The organism is Clostridium coskatii, assembly GCF_001675205.1.
GTDB lineage: Bacteria > Bacillota > Clostridia > Clostridiales > Clostridiaceae > Clostridium_B > Clostridium_B ljungdahlii.
On the sequence record NZ_LROR01000037.1, the window covers coordinates 1 to 18,494 of the forward strand.

Genomic DNA, 18,494 nt, shown 5'->3' on the forward strand with positions numbered 1-18,494 from the left:
TTTATAATGTATATCTTTAATTTTTTTTAAAAATATTGCCGCACCTATATATTTATTACTTTTTGCTTTACTTATCACTTTTTCTTTATTTCTAAAAGTTATACTATCATCATTTTCTACTTTCCTAATTATCTGTAAGCAACCTTTTAACATAAATTTATAGCTATTAATATTACTTGAAATATTTTTACTATGTTTTCTATAATAATATAAAGGTTTAGAAACATACCCTAATTTAATATCTTTATTTATTAATCTCAAATTCATATCCCAATCTTCAATCAATAAACTTTCATCAAATAATCCAACTTTATCAAATACAGTTCTACAATACATTCCAAATGTAGTTATTTGATTTTGTAACAAATTTTCTATATAAAATTTTTGTCTATTTAAGTTCATATAATTTACCCATTTAGGATTTTCATTATAATATAGTTCTTTTGTATTTATGTTATAATGATATAAATAAAAATTACAAATTATTCTTTCTACACTATTATTAATATAATAGTTAACTAAATCATTTATACAACTATTTAACATTAAATCATCTGAAGCAAGAAAGCAAATATATTTTCCAGAACTCTCTTTTATGCCTCTGTTTAAAGTTTTACATATTCCCTCATTTTTTTTATCTATAAAAATAAATCTATTAAATCTTTGTTTACATTTATTTTCATATTTTTTTACAACTTGAGACGTGTTATCTTTTGATCCATCATTTACTATTATTAGTTCTATATTTTCATAAGTTTGTTTTATTATACTTTCTATACATTCACCCACAAACTTTTCATGATTATATGCTGGCACTATAACACTTACTAATGGTTTATGATTACTCACTAATTATCAACTCCAAGTTTATATTTAAGCATTATGTATCTAGTTTCTCATACAAGCATTTTCACATAACATATTTTTTCTCAAATTTAAATAGGTATTTCTCCCTGACTCTACACTAAGAATTTCTTAATATAATTAATTTTAATTGTTATTTATATTTTAAAAACTACTGTTAAATACTGATATCTAAAATAAATAAACATACTATACATTGAAATCCCAATAATAACTAATGTAAAAATACAGTTTGTCCATCTTATCTTTATTTTATACATTGTATTAAAATTATTAATTTTTTTTACTTGAGCTTTTAAAGTATTACTACAATTTAAAAGCTCAATAAAAGTAACTGATAAAAAGCATATCATAGATACAAATGTCACTATTAATCTATAATAATTAATACAACCGATACAAAACGTGATTATCAATGTTATATAATTAAAATATACTTTCATTTCTATATATTTATTTTTATTTATATGTAAAAAAAATATATAAGTTATAAGTATACCTATAAGAGTAATTATTGGTACTGCAACTGAATATGAGTAAGTATTGTATTGATGATCAATTCCATATATCTGAATTTTCTGTTGAAATTCATAAAATATTTTTAAATTGCTAAATCTACTTATAATATCAACTATATTCACAAGAAACAAAGACCACGTTAACGAAAAAAACATAACTATTATTCTAATAAATTTATTATTAAACTGGACTATAATTCTAAATAATAATAATATTAGAACACTTAAATGTAAAAAGCAAAGCAAGATATACATAATCCAACATAAAATTTTATTTCTATTTTCAACCAAATCCATATAAAGAAAATAAGTAAACAATGCAATTGCAAGACCATTCCTAATTCCACTAATGAGTCCAACATAATTTAATGTACTCACAAAAAAGAAAGCAGCTAATAAAATATCTTTTTTAGCAAGATCATATCTAATTGCTACTTTATATATTATATTAAGTAGCAAATAATAAGTAACAAATGCAGTAATTGCTGGTAAAAATCCCTTTGCTGGTAAAAAACTAATTAAATAAAAAAGTACGTTAGCTATTATTAATGAAGGAAATTCACTATTACTGACTCCAATATTCCACCCATATTGTCTGAATATATCAATTATAGCGTAATGTCTATATAAGTCAAAGTATTCATTAGGTATAAAAAAAAATGCAATAATCGCAAAAGTTAAACTAACTATAAAAAAATAAATATTAATTTTTTTTCTTGTAAACAAAAAAGAGATAACAAATAAAAATATGTATGATAAAAATATAACTATCATTTTATTCTCCTATAATCGAAACTTGATTTTTTAATTTATATATTTTAAGCGTCTAAAATTTATCTATGCTTAGAAATTTTAAGTGATTTTTTATTCCATTTATTCCATCTATTAACTTATATTGAGGCTTCCATCCGAGCTCTTTATATATCTTCTCATAACTCATATAACTATCTCTTATATCTCCTTTCCTTTCTTTCACATGTCTAGGATCTATATCTACATTAAAAATTTTTTCTATACATATTAGTAATTCATTTATTGTAATTTTTGTATTAGTGCAAACATTATATATCCCTGACTTTTCAGATTCTAAAGCCATTATATTAGCCCTTACTACATCTTTTACGTAAACAAAATCCCTTATCTGTTGACCACTGCCATATATTATAGGAGTTTCTCCTTTTCTCACCTTATCACAGAATATTGATACAACCCCTCCTTCTCCTGATGAATCTTGCCTTGGTCCATAGACATTAGAATATCTTAAACATACATAATCTATTCCATAAAGATACTTATATACTCTTAGATAATGCTCAACAGCATGTTTTGTCACGCCGTATTGAGATATCATACCTAATGGATGATTTTCATCTATTGGCAAATACTTAGGATTTCCAAATATAGCTGCTGATGCTGGATAAATTATCTTTTTAACACCAGCATTCTTACATCCTTCTAATACATTAATTGTACCTATAATATTTATCTCAGCATCTTCTACTGGATTAGTTATTGAATTATTAACACATATTTGTGCAGCTTCATGAATAACATAATCTGGTTTTTCTATTTGAAATATATCAATTACTTTAGAATCTCTGATATCCATTTTATATAATTTAGCTTCATTATTAATATTTCGTTCTTTTCCATGTGACATATTATCTATAATGCATACTTCATAACCTTTTTCTATCATCGTATCGACAATATGGGAACCTATAAAACCTGCCCCACCTGTAACTAATACCTTCATCAAATCATCGCCTCATATAAAAATTATTATTATTCATTAATTATTTCTTTGTATATATTTAACATAGTCATTAAATTTTCTTCTTTGCTATGAGTTTTTTTTGCATGTTGTCTTGCATTTTTTGAAAAATAATATGCTAATTTATCATCTTTAAATATTTTACATATATAATATGCTAACATATATGGAGCATCATGCTGATATATATATCCCTCTTTATTATGTTCAAGCATATCTTTAACTCCCCCTACATCCGAACTTACACATGGAACACCTAACAACATTGCTTCACCTAAAGAATTAGGTGAATTTTCAATACTAGAAGAACATACAAATACATTACTTTTTAAAAATTTATTACACATTTGCTTTTCATCTAAATTTCCAGTAAAAATTACATGATTTTTTAGATTATGCTTTTTTATTAACTCTTTTATGTATTTTCCATAATACGTTATTTTCATCTTCTCTTTAAACGATCCATTACTTCTTGTAACATCTTTTCCAGCTACATAAAGCTTTACATCTGAATATACCTTTATTATCTTGGGCATAGCTTCAAGCATAAAATGCAATCCTTTTAAAGGTACTATTGCTTGACTAATAAAAATAGAATGTCTTATGCAATTGTTAACATTCCATTCATGCTTATAAAACTCATCTCTTAATGTCTCATTGCAAAAATAATATCTAGCTTTTGGATTTACCTGACTTATATACGCCTTATCCATTGATGTCCTTCCTATAATAAAACTTGCCTTTTTTAAAATTTCAGTTTCAAATTTAATACCTTTATTAAAATTTCTTCTTTGACTTAATAATAAATTATCTTTTCTTATTAAATCTCTTAATGTAAATCCCACTCGTACTCTAAATGGTAAACTGGCAAAATAATGATATACGCTACTATTAATTTTGCAAATGCCTTGTATGGATATAACAGTTTTTATAAATTTCTTTTTACATATACTTGCCATTGATAGAGCATGGGGATATTCCGTTCCCCATATATGAACTAGATCAGGCTTTACCATATCTAATAGTTTCCCAAATTTTGATTTCAATAGCATATCATACTTGTCCAAAGATTTAGTTTCTTGTGGAACTGCATAATAATTTATATTATTAGCTTTTATTTTTTTTATATAATTTATATTTTTCAATAAGAATGAAATACTTAGTTCTACATCATCCTGTGCTTTTAAGTCATTTGATAATCCAACAAGCCAACCTCCTAAATTTATTTCAGGTACACCTAATGCTTTTGAAACATCTGGTAATGGAATGTTACATAGCCATAAAACTTTCATATCTACCTCCACGTATTAAGTTAATATCAATAATCATTATATAAATTTTATTAAACCTTTTTTGTATTTTATTATTTTTAATAATACTTTTATATATGCCATATTTCTTATTTTCATTCTTAATAATATATTTGGTACGTTATTGTTAATATATATTGGTATAATATTAAAACTTATCTGATCATCTTGAAAGTTAATTTCAACCATATTTACCTACTTTGTATTTAAATCAAATTTATGTGTACAAATTTGGAAATTGCTCAGTAAATAAGTAATAAAAAAATTTTTATAAATTTCATATGCTTGTATTACATGAGGATAGTGTTCTAAAATCATACTAGCCCCATAGTCAACAAGTTTATATGCTATTCTAACTTGTTTTGGAGTTTGTGATGGAATTAAGCTGATATTAATTTTGTTACATTAAATGAATTATAAGCACCTATAAATCCATTTTTATCCCATCATTATTAGAAATTGTTGTTTCAAGATTGAAAGTCATACAATTATAATTATTAAAAAATTTAACAAATTTTATAATTCAATTTTATTCCTCCAGCCCCTGGGAAGTTTAAATTGTAAAAATTTATCACTATCATTCTTTAATAGACACTCATATCTACTATTATTTGATTTAATAACAACTTTATCAATATCGCAATTAAATATCCTAAAATTAATTAACTTGTTTATTGCTTGAAATTTTTTAAGTTTTTTATAATTTATCCCCATTAATTTAGTTAAAGTAATATCAACAACATAGGGGTTGAAACCACACGCAATAATGCCACAAGGCTTAGAATCTGGAATGAGTGGACCTTCTCCTTCACCTGCAATAATTCCATCTACAAAAGATATAAATCTTCTTTGAGGAATATTTCGCATATTGCCAACTTTATCTGAATATATTAAAATTTTATTTAGGTCTACCACCATTCTCCACGTAGTATCATTTCCATACCAATTACCAGCTGATATAACATTCTTTGTTTCTATATTAATCTTTAGCATTTTTTTAATAAACTTATACAAAAACTTTGAAGTCCCATATATTTTATCCTTAATTAGATTAGGTCTTGCTAACAATTTATCTATTAATTTTCTATTTGTATAAAAAACTATTTTTTGCTTATTATTAAGTTGTGGAAATTCATCTCCTCCATTTTCAGGTGTCCCAATTTGAAAATGTGGAAGATAATTTTTATTTCCATTTATCCCTACCAAATTTTTAAGATTTAAAGTAACCCCTGCTTTTCTATGTGTTTTTATTTTAGGGACAGAAATAATTACATCAGCAGAGAGAACTGTTTTAGAAATACAATATTCATTTTTATCTTTGGTATGGTGCTTTATTGTTTCTGATCTATCATAATCAGCACCATAAATCTTATCATAATTATTTAAAGTACTAAATTCACTTTTGCTTGTTAAATCAACTACCTCATAACCTAACGGATCTCCATTTTGATAAATTCTAGAATTGCTATCTAAAAATCCATGATGATTGACTACATATCTGACTTGTCTTAAATCATAAATTTCAATATCAAAATTAACTTTCTCCTTATAAAGTTTTTTTATAGTTTCTATCTTAGATATTTTTAAAAAATTATTAAAATCACAATCCGCCTGAGGTGCATCAGCAATAATTATATGTCCTTTACCATTTAAAGCTATATATACGTAATCTACTATAGCTCTAATAATACTTGGATGAGTTATAATGGACCAAATATTTCCACCATAATTATGTTTATCTAAAACAAAATTAGGCTTAATAACAACTTTATCTCCAGGTTTAATTATAGTTTTTAATGGATTCCAGTTTTCTTTATTATAATTTTTTATATCTAAATTTAATAACTTTAAGCATTCACGCACACTACTATATATATAATTTTTACTTAAACTTATACAATCTTTAAATTTATACTCACTGTACTTTTCAGATGGATTAAATGGTGCCTCTTCAAAATATTTATTTACATCTCTATTTTCATATATACCAACTAGCCCATTACTAAGAATATTATTCTCCATCAAACATACCCTCTTAAGTTTTTATTTTTTGTATTAAAAATCTGTACTTCCCACCTTTAGTTCTTTCTATATTATTAACATAATTAAATTTAAGAATTACATCATTTCCAAGTTTTTTTGATAATTCTCGATAAATTACATTTTCATCTTTAACAGTATAGCTACTTTTCTTAACAATATTTATAATACAAACCCCAGGTGTATCTTGATAAAATTGAAAATTCTTCACGTTATCAAAAATATCAGAATGCATATTCATAGCGGTTATTGATATCTTGTTGCCTTTTGAAGTAATAATCATTTCCTGAAGCCAACGTCCTTCCACAGAATCTAATAACTTGTAGTTTCTACCACACTTACAATTTTGATCTTGTGAATAACAAGCATAATCTTCAGTTTTATATCTTATAAATGGCATAACATAATTATTAAAGCTTGTACCCACAAGTTCACCTTTTATACCATTATCTCTTATAACATTACCTTTATTATCAATTAATTCCGTATATCCGTATTCACTAAAAATGTGATATTTATTAGATCTTTCACATTCTCCTGCTAATATACACTGTTCACTGTGGCCATACCAACTAAACATTCTAGTATTTAATGTACTCTCAATTAGCTCTCTTTGACCTACATAAATGTTCTCAGAACTTGCTAAGACTCCCTTTAAATCATAAGTTAATCCATATCCTGTTCTTTTGATGTAATCGCAAATTATAGCTACTGCAGATGGATACGTATGTATATATGGATTTTTTTCATAATTTAGTCTATCAATTATTTTCTTTATGTTTTCATCTGTTAAATGATACGTATCTACAACTAGTGATCTTTGACAGTTATCCCAAATCCACAGCCTACCTTTCGGCAGAACTTGATTTCTTAAAATAATTCTCCTTGAATTTTTATAATCAAATCCTATTCTTGACCATTGAGTTATCATAAAAGCCCATTCTCTACTAGCGGAAAAATTTTTTTGTGTAAAAAACCTCATTTGTTTCCCTGTAGTTCCCCCTGTAGAAGAATATATAAAATCCGACTTTTTAAAATTTTTTGCCATTAAATCCTTAGTATTTTTCATAACTAAATCTTTTGTCAAAAATGGAATTTTGTCAATGTCATCTAAATATTTAAATTTCTCAACATTAAATCCACATTCATTAAAAAGCTTGCAATAATATGGAACATTATTGTAGGAATGAACTAGTAAATTTTTTAATTGTTCTACTTGATATTGTTCAAGTTGTTCTTTGTTCCAATACTGAGACTTTCCCAGAAAATCATAAGTATTTTTAAATATTTTTCCCAACTTTTTATAATAAGGTATTATTCCATATATACTTCTTATTGGTCGTTGAATAAAGTATGGTGATTTCTTTGCAATTTCTTTTATTATCACTTAACCAACTCCTGCTCGACTAAATAACTTACCTTTGTTGCCTGTTCTAACTGCCAAATAGGTATACTATAATTTTTTCCTTCTTTTATTGCCTTTGCAAATTCTACCAATTCCTCATACTGTCCCTTCTCAGAAGCTTTACTTTCTATATTTTGTAACTTAACACCATAACCATTTAGTTTTTTATAATCATCTATAGTTATAATTTTGCCATCACAATAAATTTGACAAAATTCCTTTGGATAGCTGCCATTTCCAATGGACGTATATGTAAGTGTACACAATGAACCATCATCATATTTTAATGTAGCCACTACATTATCCCTCGGAGAGATATTTTTGCTTTTAGAATCAATACTATCTACAGATACACTTGTTACTTTTGAATCTGTAAAATAATTAAATAAATCAAATATGTGGCATCCTTCGCCTATAATACGTCCGCCACCTTCTTCTGTATGCACCCAATGGTCTAATGGAATATAACCAGCATTCATCTGATAATTTATTATCATAGGATTTATTCTATTTGCAATATGATTTTTTGCTTCAACTGCATATTTCGAAAATCTCCTGTTAAAACCTATAGTATATGGTACATTAGTTTCATTTATGGTCTCTAATACCCTATCCATTTCTTCTTCATTAAGTGCCATAGGTTTCTCTACAAACACTGACTTGCCTTTTTTCATTGCTTCAATTGACATATCTGTATGAAGATTATGCCTTGTACAAATCATAATCATATCTACATTAGAGTCATTTAATATTTCACTGTAATCTGTGGTAGCATAAGCAGCACCATATTGTTCTGCTATTGCCTTTGCATTAGTTCCTGTTCTACTCATAATAGCATAAATGTTATATATGTTATCTAACTTTTTCAAATTTGGTAGATGCATTCCTTTAGCAAATCCACCTACACCTACTACTGCAACATTTATTTTATCATCCTTTTTTACCGCCTTGGTACTATTTATATAAACTTTTCTTTCTATATTATCTTTATTCTCTTGACTATATTTTAATAATACAATCAATGGTTTATCTTTGGAATCTTTTAATTCATTATAAGCTTTTGGTGCTTCATCTATAGAATATACTCTTTCAATTAGCGGTTTTAAATCTACTTTACTCTCTGATAAAAGTTTTAAATATTCCTCCATATTTCTGTTTTCAGTCCATCTTACATATGCATAAGGATAATCAATTCCCTTTTCTTCATAATTAGAATCATATCTTCCCGGCCCATAAGAAGTTGAAATTATAAAATCCAACTCTTTTTCATACATATCCTCTCTCTTATATTGATTTCCAACAACACCTACAAGTACAACTTTTCCCTTTCTTCTGCATATGTTAAAAGCTTCAGATAATATTTCATTTGAATTTGCTGCCGCTGTTATTATTACTGCATCCACTCCATAACCTTCTGTAATTTTATCCACTTCTTTAATTGCATCAACTTTAGAAGAATTCATAACAAAATTACATCCCGTTTCCTTTGCAATAGACAATCTTCTATCATCAATATCTATTCCAATAACTTTACATCCTGAAGTTTTTAACATCTGAACTGAAAGTTGTCCCATTATTCCCATTCCAATTACAGCTGCAGTTTCTCCAAGTCTTAAATCTGCTCTTCTAACTCCCTGCATTGCAATACCACCAACTGTAACTGTAGCTGCCAAATCCATATTAAGTTTATCAGGGACTCTCATAACAAGATTTCTAGGTACATCTATGTATTCTGCATGATTAGCAAGTCCTGCCCCTGCACAAGCTACCCTATCACCTACTTTTAGATCCTTAACATTTTTACCTAAACCTAATATTATCCCTGATGCACTATAACCTGTAGGTTTTGCTGATTCCATATTTTTAACTTTATTTAATACTGAACTAATTCCCTGATTCTTAAACATATTTAAGGCTTTTTTTACTTTTTCAGGCTGTTCCATAGCCTTTTTTATAATAGACTTTCCCGATTCATTAACACCCATCATCTCTGTTCCTGCACTAATACAGGAATATAAGACTTTAACTAAAACACCATTATCTGAAACTACAGGTGCTGGTATATTATCTACTATTGTCTGTCCTTGTTTTACTAATACCTGTTTCATATAATCCACTCCTAGCAACAAATAAATTTTATCTCACTATGACATTCTTCTAATTGAATGCTAATTTTCTTCGTTTTTAATTTTTGCCCATAATTGTATGACAAATAAGTATCAATTATATTATACGAATTTTTAAATTTAATAAAGATTTTCTTATTATTTTTAATTAATTCAATTCCATTTTGGTGTTCTACAGTTTCTACACCATAATCCAAGATAAAATTTATATAAATTTTACCACTAATTTCATTTCCTATAAGTTTATCTTCCACATTTAATTCATCTTCATATAAATTTATCATTCTTTGATGAACTAAGTTAAATTTTTCCTTATATCCATAATGCTCACCTAAAAATGTAGTCTGGTTAAACTTCAAACATTTTGCAAAAGTCTGTTCCTTCATATAAAATAAGTCATATTTATCAAAATCATTTTGTTCACAATTACCAATTTGTAAGGTATTATGCATCTTTGTACTTCTAAACAAATTTCTCATATTATAATCAGAAGTGTAAACATAAGTTCCTGGATCTACAATAAAATCCTCCCCATTAACATTTAATTCAATGCTCAATTGATCATTATGGCTATGTTCACCTTCACCTCTGCAAGATAATTCTCCACATCTTATTAAACAATAAATTCTATCATCCCTTAATATGTAATAGCCACCTTTGTGATAAGCTTTTGATGATAACTTAGGCATTACCTCTGATTTCTTAAAATTTTCTATAATCCATAATGCATCTTCTTTAAAGTCTCTACCTATATATCTAAAGTCATCTCTGTCAAAATATTCTCCTGCGACAGCTAAGATATGCGCAAAATTTCTTTTTTCCCAATTTTCATAATTAGATACTATTAATAATCTTCCATCATCAGCATCACCTATTACTGGTGATAATCCATTAGGCTTTGTTATATTCATTATAAATTCACACATTTTATCAAGCTTTTCCTTGTATTCCTTTGTAAAATGTATATTATTTTTATCACATAAAATTGTAGTAGTTAAAAATAATTCAGTTACAAGTCTATGATACGATGTAGAAGCTTCATAATCCGTTCCATCTTCATTTACTTCATTTTTTATTTCATTTTCAAATTCCTTCAATCCCAATTGAAGCCAATCTTTAGGATTATTTTTTTTCTCTTTATCATCTACAGCAAAATCATCAAAATATATTCCAAGCCATATTAATCCAGTTAAATCCGATAAATAATGGTTTCCATTATGCTGCCCTTCATTTTCAAGATTCTTAAATATAAACCTACCATGAAGATACAATAATTTATTAAACTGAACCCAAAATTCACTGTCTATGCTACTGGATTTTTCAAAGAAAAAATACCCACAGATTAAATTCACCGCCCTTATAGCAACATCCATAGTACAGGTCCAATTTACAGACATCTCAACAAGATTTTTTTCTATCCAATCTTCTACTTCTTCTTTAAATTCCAAAGCATATTTTTCATCATTAGTTATCCAGTAGGCTTTTCCAATGGTAAATATGTGTTGAAATCTTGAAAGCTCCCAAGGGACTTTTACATCTGCATTATTTAGTAAATTTACTATTTTTATATTTTTATAAAACTTACTTTTCCAATTATAACCTGTCTTAAAATCCTCATTCCACGGAAGAGATCCACCTAAATATTTTTGCTCTGAGCCTAACAAATTAAATTTGTGATTACAAATGTTATCAGCTGATGTAATTATGGAATTAAACAAATCCATTTCTTCTAAATTAACACAATACCATTTTATTTTTTTTACATTATATAAAAAATTACAGTTACTGCTAAAGTTATAAAAAAAAGAATCCTCTAACATACTGGAATTATCTGCAACTCTTATTCTTCTATAAAAATAATAAATCTTCTTATTTAACTTTCTTATAACTTTTTTCATAAACTGTTTGAATGTTAAAGATTTTAGTTTTTGAAACTTTGTGATTATCTTCATAGGATACAAATGCCTCTTATAAAACAACTTTATTTCCAATTTACAGTATCTTTTATTTTGCTACATGGATTGCCTACATTTAAAGTATTAGATAATATATTTCTATTAACCAAACTCTGTGCCCCAATTACTGAATTACTGCCAATCTCTATACCTTTAAGAATTGTACAATTACAACCAATCCGAACATGATTACCTATAATAATACTTTTATTCTTTATATTTTCTTTTCCATTGTTTATTAAATTGTGATAGTCTGTATCTAATATATTAACGTTCCATCCTATAGCACAATTATCTCCAATACAAATTTTTTTTTGACAAACTAATTTGCTATGTTCATTTATAAAAGTACCATCACCTATTTCTAAAATTGCATTATTACCTATAACAATTTTACTACCCTTATATAAATGTACCTTTCCATTAACTTTTATAATGGAATCTTTTCCCATTTCTAATATTGTACCTTGAGGTAAATTAGTTTTAACTCCAATAGTTAAGTATCCATCTTTATTAATTATAATTCTGCCATTTTTATCCGCCTGAATTTTTGTATTATGACCAATTAGAATTTTTCCTTTGAATTTAAAACTATAATATATACTCTTCAATAACGAAATACTCAAAAAATATTTAATATATTTGTTCATAGCTTCTCCTTATATATGCTTAAAATATTACATATGCTTTCTTTATTTCATTCCATTGTTCAAAGTAAAATGTAATATTTAGACTATCCAAAGCTGTCTCAAACAAATCTATCCAAAAATGTAATAATCATATTTACATAAATGCTACAAATAACTTTTTGATTTTCATATCAATCTTTTTCAATATACTTTTTTATTTTCTCAAATCTTTTCTCCCAAGTATTGCTTTTAGCAAATTCAATATTTTTTTCTTTATTTTTCTCTTTATTTTGAATTGCTAATAATATATAATCGCAGAACTCATTATAATTTTTTCCAATATAAGCAGGACTATTTATATGTTCCATTTCTTTAAAATTTGTAGATACTACATTAAGACCTACACTCATATATTCATAGAGTTTTATTGGTGTTATTGAATCAGTAAGCGCACTTACTTCAAATGGAATTATTGAAACATCACTATAATATAAATAATTAGGTATTTCTTTATAATCTTTTTTACCTAATAAATGAATATTATCATATTTTTTTAAAGATGATAAATCTATTTTCCACGGTCCAATAAGATAAAAATCAATATTTTTTAAATTGTCAGCACATTTTTTTACAAGTTTTAAATCAAACCAATAATCAATTGCACCTATATAAATACATTTTTTTCTTGGATTATTTTTAAATTCTTTAGGCATAACATATTTATCCCTAATAAAATTATTTAGTTCAACTCCATTAGGCAAGTACACAAGATCTTCTCTTACCTTTCTCTTTTTCTCAATTAAATTACGTGATGTTACAAACACTATATCTGACTTCTTTATAATTTCATTTTCTATTTCAACCATACTTTTACATGTAGTATTAAACTCCTCTTGATTATCTGAACACCTATAAATTAATTTCTTATATTTTACATTTTGTATTAGAGGATAATATTTTATATTTGTAATCCATAATATGTCTACTTCTTGAAATTTATTTTCACTTAAAGTTTTATATAAATTTGGCAATGTAAGATCAATACTTAGTTTATTTATTAATTTAGTATTTAAAAATTTATAATTTCCGTACAATATCAACGAATATGGTGCATATGTACTAATAGAATCTATTTTCTTAAAAGGTTTTTTATTGATTCCTTTTCTCTTTTTATATAAGTCTTTGTCTTTTAAATATATTAATTCATTATATACAGGGCATAACCACAATACATCATAATGTTCTTTAGAAAAGCTTTCCGCATAATGATGACCACCTAGTTTAAATTCGCTGTCAAACCCAAGATGTTCACACATAATTATCTTTTTCATTTCTATAATCACTCCTATATGTCACCTATCATACAAACTCTCATATTCACTAATCATCTTTTTATATGTAAACACTTTATTATATCTATTATATAACCTTTCACCAATATTTTTTCTCTTTCTATCATCTTCTAATAGATCTTTTATAGCATTCGCTAAACTTACAGGATTAGCCTTATCAACTATTATTCCATCATTTCCTATTACTTCTGGAATTCCCCCAACATTTGTACCAATACATGGAATTTTATGAGCCATTGCTTCTATTAATGATAACCCTAATCCCTCAAACATAGAAGACATTACCATAATATCTATTTGATCTAATATACTATTAATATCACATATATATCCCGTAAAAATAATTAAATCTTCCAAATTACTATCTTTAACTAATAATCTTAATTTTTTTTCTAAACTTCCTTCTCCAATTATCAAAACTTTAAAATTGTTAACACCATTTTCTTTTAAAATTTTACTAGCTTCTATTAAACAATCTATTCCCTTTTGTGGCTCTAATCTACCAATAGATGCTACTAATACATCTTTTCTGTTCAAATTAAATTTTTGTTTTAAATTTATACTTTCAAAAGAATACTTATTTTCATTTATACAATTATAAATCACATTGATTCTGTTACTATTCAATTTATAACACTTAATTATAGAATTTTTAACTGCTTTTGATACTGTTGTTATATAGTCACACCTCTTTAGTGTATAATTTTCTAACTTATTTACAACATATTCAAATGCAGAACTTGGATTTTGATGAGGCTCTTGATTGTGAATTGTAGCTATTTTTTTACATCTCTTTCCTGATGCGATAGTTCCAAATATTATAGGTCTATGAAGGTGCATATGTATAATATCAATATGATATTTCTTAATTATTATACGTATTTTGAATATTACCCTAAAATCAAGCCATCCTCTAAATAAAGATTTCATATTTAAATCAACAATATCAATATCATCTTTTACAAAATCTTTTATACTTTCTATAGCATCTTTTTTATAATACATATATGCAATAATCGGTATATACTTTGTCCTATTAATATTATTAACTATATTAATTAAAACATTGCCTGGTCCATCTTTTTGTTGAGTTGTAATCAAATATAAAATGCGTTTCATATAAAATCTCCCATTATTCTTTACTTGTTTTTCCCATTTGCATACCAATAAACCTGGCCGCAAAATTAGGTACTATATTCAAAAGCGTTTTATAATCCCTATTTTTAATTGACTGCTTAAAAACATACTTAGTCAATGCAATTCCACTTCTATTAGCATTATATCTTTGTAAATAACTATTCTCTTTAAAAAACGTGCCTGTGTCATAATATCTTTTATACAGCTGTTTTAACGTAAAATTATGTGAATGAATGATTATAGAATCAGCACAATATTTTATTCTATAATTATTCATAATTATCTTATATGCTAAATACATGTCCTCACTTATAACCAACTTCTTACTATCATATCCATTTAATCTTACAAATACATCCTTTTTTATAGCTGATGATGCATCTGAAAAGAAAAAAGTCATAAGTCCTAATTTTTCTATATCCTTTTTAGATACAATTCTTGACTCTTCAGGATAATTTTTAGGCCTTATATATCTCTCAATTCCTTCACTTTCACAAACTTGCCTGCTAAAAGCTGCTTCACATTTTTTTGCTGCTATATCTTTGGTTAGATTGTACAGCCAACATTCATCCCTAATTATTACATCTTGTGTTATGAATACAATAATATCCCCTTTAGCTTCCATTGCAGCTTTTTCTCTTGTTAAGCTATGTGAAAACTCCTTTTTACTAACTTGTATATATTTAGCTTTTAAATCTTTTAGTATTGATTCTGTATTGTCTACACTCTCAGTTAGCACATAATTTATAGATTCCAAATTAACTTTTTTTTGCATTTTCAAGCTTTTATCTAAATTTTTTACATATTTCTCTCCGTTATAAAGTGGACAAATAATTGAAATATTCATTTAGTCACCTATATTCTCCAATATAAAAAGCCATATTTTCCAGCTTCCACAGCATTCACTACTGCCTTGGTATCTATACATACTGGTTTCTCATTCATAAGCTTAGCCATGTATTCATAATCATCAAAATTAATATTATACTGTTTTGTTAAAATCAATACCGCATCGGCATCTTGCAGAGCCTCTTTCTCTGACTTTACTTTAAAATTATACTTTGTAGGGACTACAGGATCAAAAGCCCTTACTTCTGCCCCAACCTTCACAAGCAGCTTACATATATCAATAGGCGGACTTATTCTGTCATCGTTAGAATAATCTTTCATAGCCAGTCCTAAAACTGCTATTTTACAACTTTTAATTTCTTTTCCTTGCTCTCTTAAAAGTTGTTTTAACTTATTTACTATAAATTCTGGTATTATTTCATTTTTCTTTCTCGCAAGCTTCAATATTTCCATATTCACATCCATATCTTCTGCCTTTGGAGCTATATAATGATATGCATTAGGTATACAATATCCACCTACTCCAGGACCCGGTGTCAAAAGATTTACTCTTTTATGTGTATTTGCCAGCTTTACTACTTCAAAAATATCTATCCCTAATGCTTCTGTAAATCTCGCAAATTCCTGTGACATGGCAATATTTACATCTCTCTGAACATTTTCAAATACCTTTGATGTTTCTACTGCTTTTATGCAGGATGCTTTTATAATGTCAGCTTTACATACCACAGATAAAAGTTCTGCTGCCCTGTTTAAGCTATTTTGGTTTACAGCTCCAACAAGTGTAGGCATATTGGCAAACTCCTCAAAAGCTTTTCCTTCTGCAATTCTTTCTGAAGCATAGGCAAGGTAAAAATCTTTTCCTGCCTTCATTTTTGACTCTTTTTCTAGTATTGGCATTATAAATTCTTCTGTAGTTCCTGGTATTACTGTACTTCTTATAACAACAAGATCGCCCTTTTTTAAATTTTGACCTATAGTTGTACAAGCACTTTCTAAATAATCCATTATATATTTGCCATCTTTTATAGGAATACCTACAGTTACAATTATGTTATTACACTCCCGTACTGCTGCTGCTCCATCTACCGTAGACTTATATTGTCCACTCTGTAACTGCATATTTAATATTTCTGTTATAGTTACTCCATAGAACTTCTCTGTATGATGCGTTAACCCTTTATTAGTATTAGCTACTAACATTTCATCAACATCCACACCTATGGTCTTGCATCCTCTAAAAGCAAAACTTAAAGTAAGGGGTAATCCTACAAATCCTTGTCCAAATATACACACTCTTTTATTTATATTATCTTCATCAATATTTTCATTTAAATTTTTAATTATATTTAAATTGCTTAAATTATTTTTTAATATTTCCATCAAATTTTCCCCTTTTAATTATTACGTATCTTCTAATTAGATTACTATGATAAGCCTTTATACTTTAACCGCCAGATCATATTCATAGTACTTTGATATTAATTAAAATTCTTATATCTATGCAGCTCCGTCATCTCCAAAAAATACCCCAAAAGTCTTAAATATAAGCTTTAAATCAAGCAATGTATTTCTATCCTCTATGTACTTAATATCAAGCTTCATCCACTGTTCAAAATCAATATTGCTTCTACCCATAACTTGCCAGTAGCACGTAAGACCTGGTTTTACAATAAGCTTAGTCTTCTGATACTCAGTAAACTTTATCACCTCATGTGGAAGGTTAGGTCTTGGACCAACAAGTGACATGTCCCCTTTAATTACATTGAACAATTGAGGAAGTTCATCAATGCTGGTTCTTCTTATAAACTTACCTACCCTTGTAATTCTCGGATCTTTTTTTATCTTAAACATAGGTCCTGTCATTTCATTTTTGCCTCTAAGATTATCCAAGAGCTCTTCTGCATCATCTACCATGGAGCGAAATTTATACATTTTAAAAGGTTTTCCATTCATACCCACTCTCATTTGAGAAAATATAACAGGTCCCCTTGAATCCAGCTTGATTGCAATAGCCACCATCAGCATCATAGGAGAAAAAGCAATGATACCTATGAAAGATAAAATTAAATCCATACTTCTTTTAACAAAATAATAAGCAGTACTTTTTTCATACTTTTCCATATTTTCTACTGTTACTTCCATAGGTCTACTTTGCAGTTCTGTCATATAATCCCCCCTACTTATACAATAATCAAACTCTCATAACACTTTTTTTAAACAAAATCTTTATATCTATATGCCACTTTCTTCAAATCTAGAACTAATTTTATATATTATATTAAGCTCATCAATTTTAATCATTACGAAAATAAACCCATCATAAAACGTTTCATGAAAAATTTACTTCATTTAAACCTTTCATGAAATTTCTCATCTGATCTAATATCTATCAATTCCACATTAGTATCTTCGTTTATACCTTATTGAACTTTATGTAAAAAATCATATATATTAACCAAATTATACACATTTTTCACCAATTAGATTAATATGCTACCCTTCTGTTTAATTATAATACCCTACTTAAATATA

15 protein-coding genes are annotated in these 18,494 nt (G+C 26.9%); all 15 read right to left on the bottom strand.

Annotated features, from left to right (window positions below; genetic code table 11):
- A partial coding sequence (locus CLCOS_RS06560; RefSeq protein WP_065080045.1) for a glycosyltransferase family 2 protein occupies positions 1 to 849 on the bottom strand: 849 nt, incomplete at its 3' end.
- A gap of 152 nt (positions 850 to 1,001) precedes the next feature.
- Positions 1,002 to 2,156, bottom strand: coding sequence for an EpsG family protein (locus CLCOS_RS23155; protein WP_063600396.1), 1,155 nt, complete (start codon positions 2,154 to 2,156; stop codon positions 1,002 to 1,004).
- A 52-nt stretch (positions 2,157 to 2,208) separates the two neighbouring features.
- Positions 2,209 to 3,138, bottom strand: coding sequence for an NAD-dependent epimerase/dehydratase family protein (locus tag CLCOS_RS06570; protein WP_063600395.1), 930 nt, complete (start codon positions 3,136 to 3,138; stop codon positions 2,209 to 2,211).
- 29 nt (positions 3,139 to 3,167) lie between these two features.
- A complete protein-coding gene (locus CLCOS_RS06575) occupies positions 3,168 to 4,448 on the bottom strand; it encodes a glycosyltransferase family 4 protein (protein ID WP_063600394.1) in 1,281 nt (426 codons plus the stop codon).
- Between the two features lie 213 nt (positions 4,449 to 4,661).
- Positions 4,662 to 4,862 (bottom strand): CapA family protein, encoded by a 201-nt coding sequence (locus CLCOS_RS23160; RefSeq protein ID WP_082853496.1) that lies wholly within the window; start codon positions 4,860 to 4,862, stop codon positions 4,662 to 4,664.
- A 120-nt stretch (positions 4,863 to 4,982) separates the two neighbouring features.
- Complete coding sequence (locus tag CLCOS_RS06580; protein WP_063600393.1) at positions 4,983 to 6,488, bottom strand: DUF362 domain-containing protein; 1,506 nt, start codon at positions 6,486 to 6,488, stop codon at positions 4,983 to 4,985.
- A 13-nt stretch (positions 6,489 to 6,501) separates the two neighbouring features.
- Complete coding sequence (locus CLCOS_RS06585; RefSeq protein WP_082853495.1) at positions 6,502 to 7,893, bottom strand: phenylacetate--CoA ligase family protein; 1,392 nt, start codon at positions 7,891 to 7,893, stop codon at positions 6,502 to 6,504.
- On the bottom strand, positions 7,890 to 10,019 hold the full coding sequence (locus CLCOS_RS06590; protein ID WP_063600392.1) for a bi-domain-containing oxidoreductase: 2,130 nt from the start codon (positions 10,017 to 10,019) through the stop codon (positions 7,890 to 7,892). The genes CLCOS_RS06585 and CLCOS_RS06590 overlap by 4 nt, the downstream gene beginning before the upstream one ends.
- Positions 10,020 to 10,030: 11 nt before the next feature.
- The gene (locus CLCOS_RS06595) at positions 10,031 to 11,935 is read right to left on the bottom strand and encodes an alginate lyase family protein (RefSeq protein WP_204524433.1); all 1,905 of its coding nucleotides are present in this window, start codon (positions 11,933 to 11,935) and stop codon (positions 10,031 to 10,033) included.
- Positions 11,936 to 12,018: 83 nt separating this feature from the next.
- Positions 12,019 to 12,618, bottom strand: a complete 600-nt coding sequence (locus tag CLCOS_RS06600) for an acyltransferase (protein ID WP_192847880.1) — start codon at positions 12,616 to 12,618, stop codon at positions 12,019 to 12,021.
- A gap of 194 nt (positions 12,619 to 12,812) precedes the next feature.
- On the bottom strand, positions 12,813 to 13,952 hold the full coding sequence (locus CLCOS_RS06605; RefSeq protein WP_063600389.1) for a glycosyltransferase: 1,140 nt from the start codon (positions 13,950 to 13,952) through the stop codon (positions 12,813 to 12,815).
- 21 nt (positions 13,953 to 13,973) lie between these two features.
- Positions 13,974 to 15,092, bottom strand: coding sequence for a glycosyltransferase family 4 protein (locus CLCOS_RS06610; protein ID WP_063600388.1), 1,119 nt, complete (start codon positions 15,090 to 15,092; stop codon positions 13,974 to 13,976).
- 13 nt (positions 15,093 to 15,105) lie between these two features.
- Positions 15,106 to 15,957, bottom strand: a complete 852-nt coding sequence (locus CLCOS_RS06615) for a glycosyltransferase family 2 protein (protein ID WP_063600387.1) — start codon at positions 15,955 to 15,957, stop codon at positions 15,106 to 15,108.
- Between the two features lie 8 nt (positions 15,958 to 15,965).
- Positions 15,966 to 17,342 carry a nucleotide sugar dehydrogenase gene (locus CLCOS_RS06620; protein WP_082853494.1) on the bottom strand — a complete coding sequence of 459 codons (1,377 nt, stop codon included), beginning with the start codon at positions 17,340 to 17,342 and terminating at the stop codon, positions 15,966 to 15,968.
- A 117-nt stretch (positions 17,343 to 17,459) separates the two neighbouring features.
- Complete coding sequence (locus CLCOS_RS06625) at positions 17,460 to 18,128, bottom strand: sugar transferase (protein ID WP_153042914.1); 669 nt, start codon at positions 18,126 to 18,128, stop codon at positions 17,460 to 17,462.
- Positions 18,129 to 18,494: the final 366 nt, after the last annotated feature.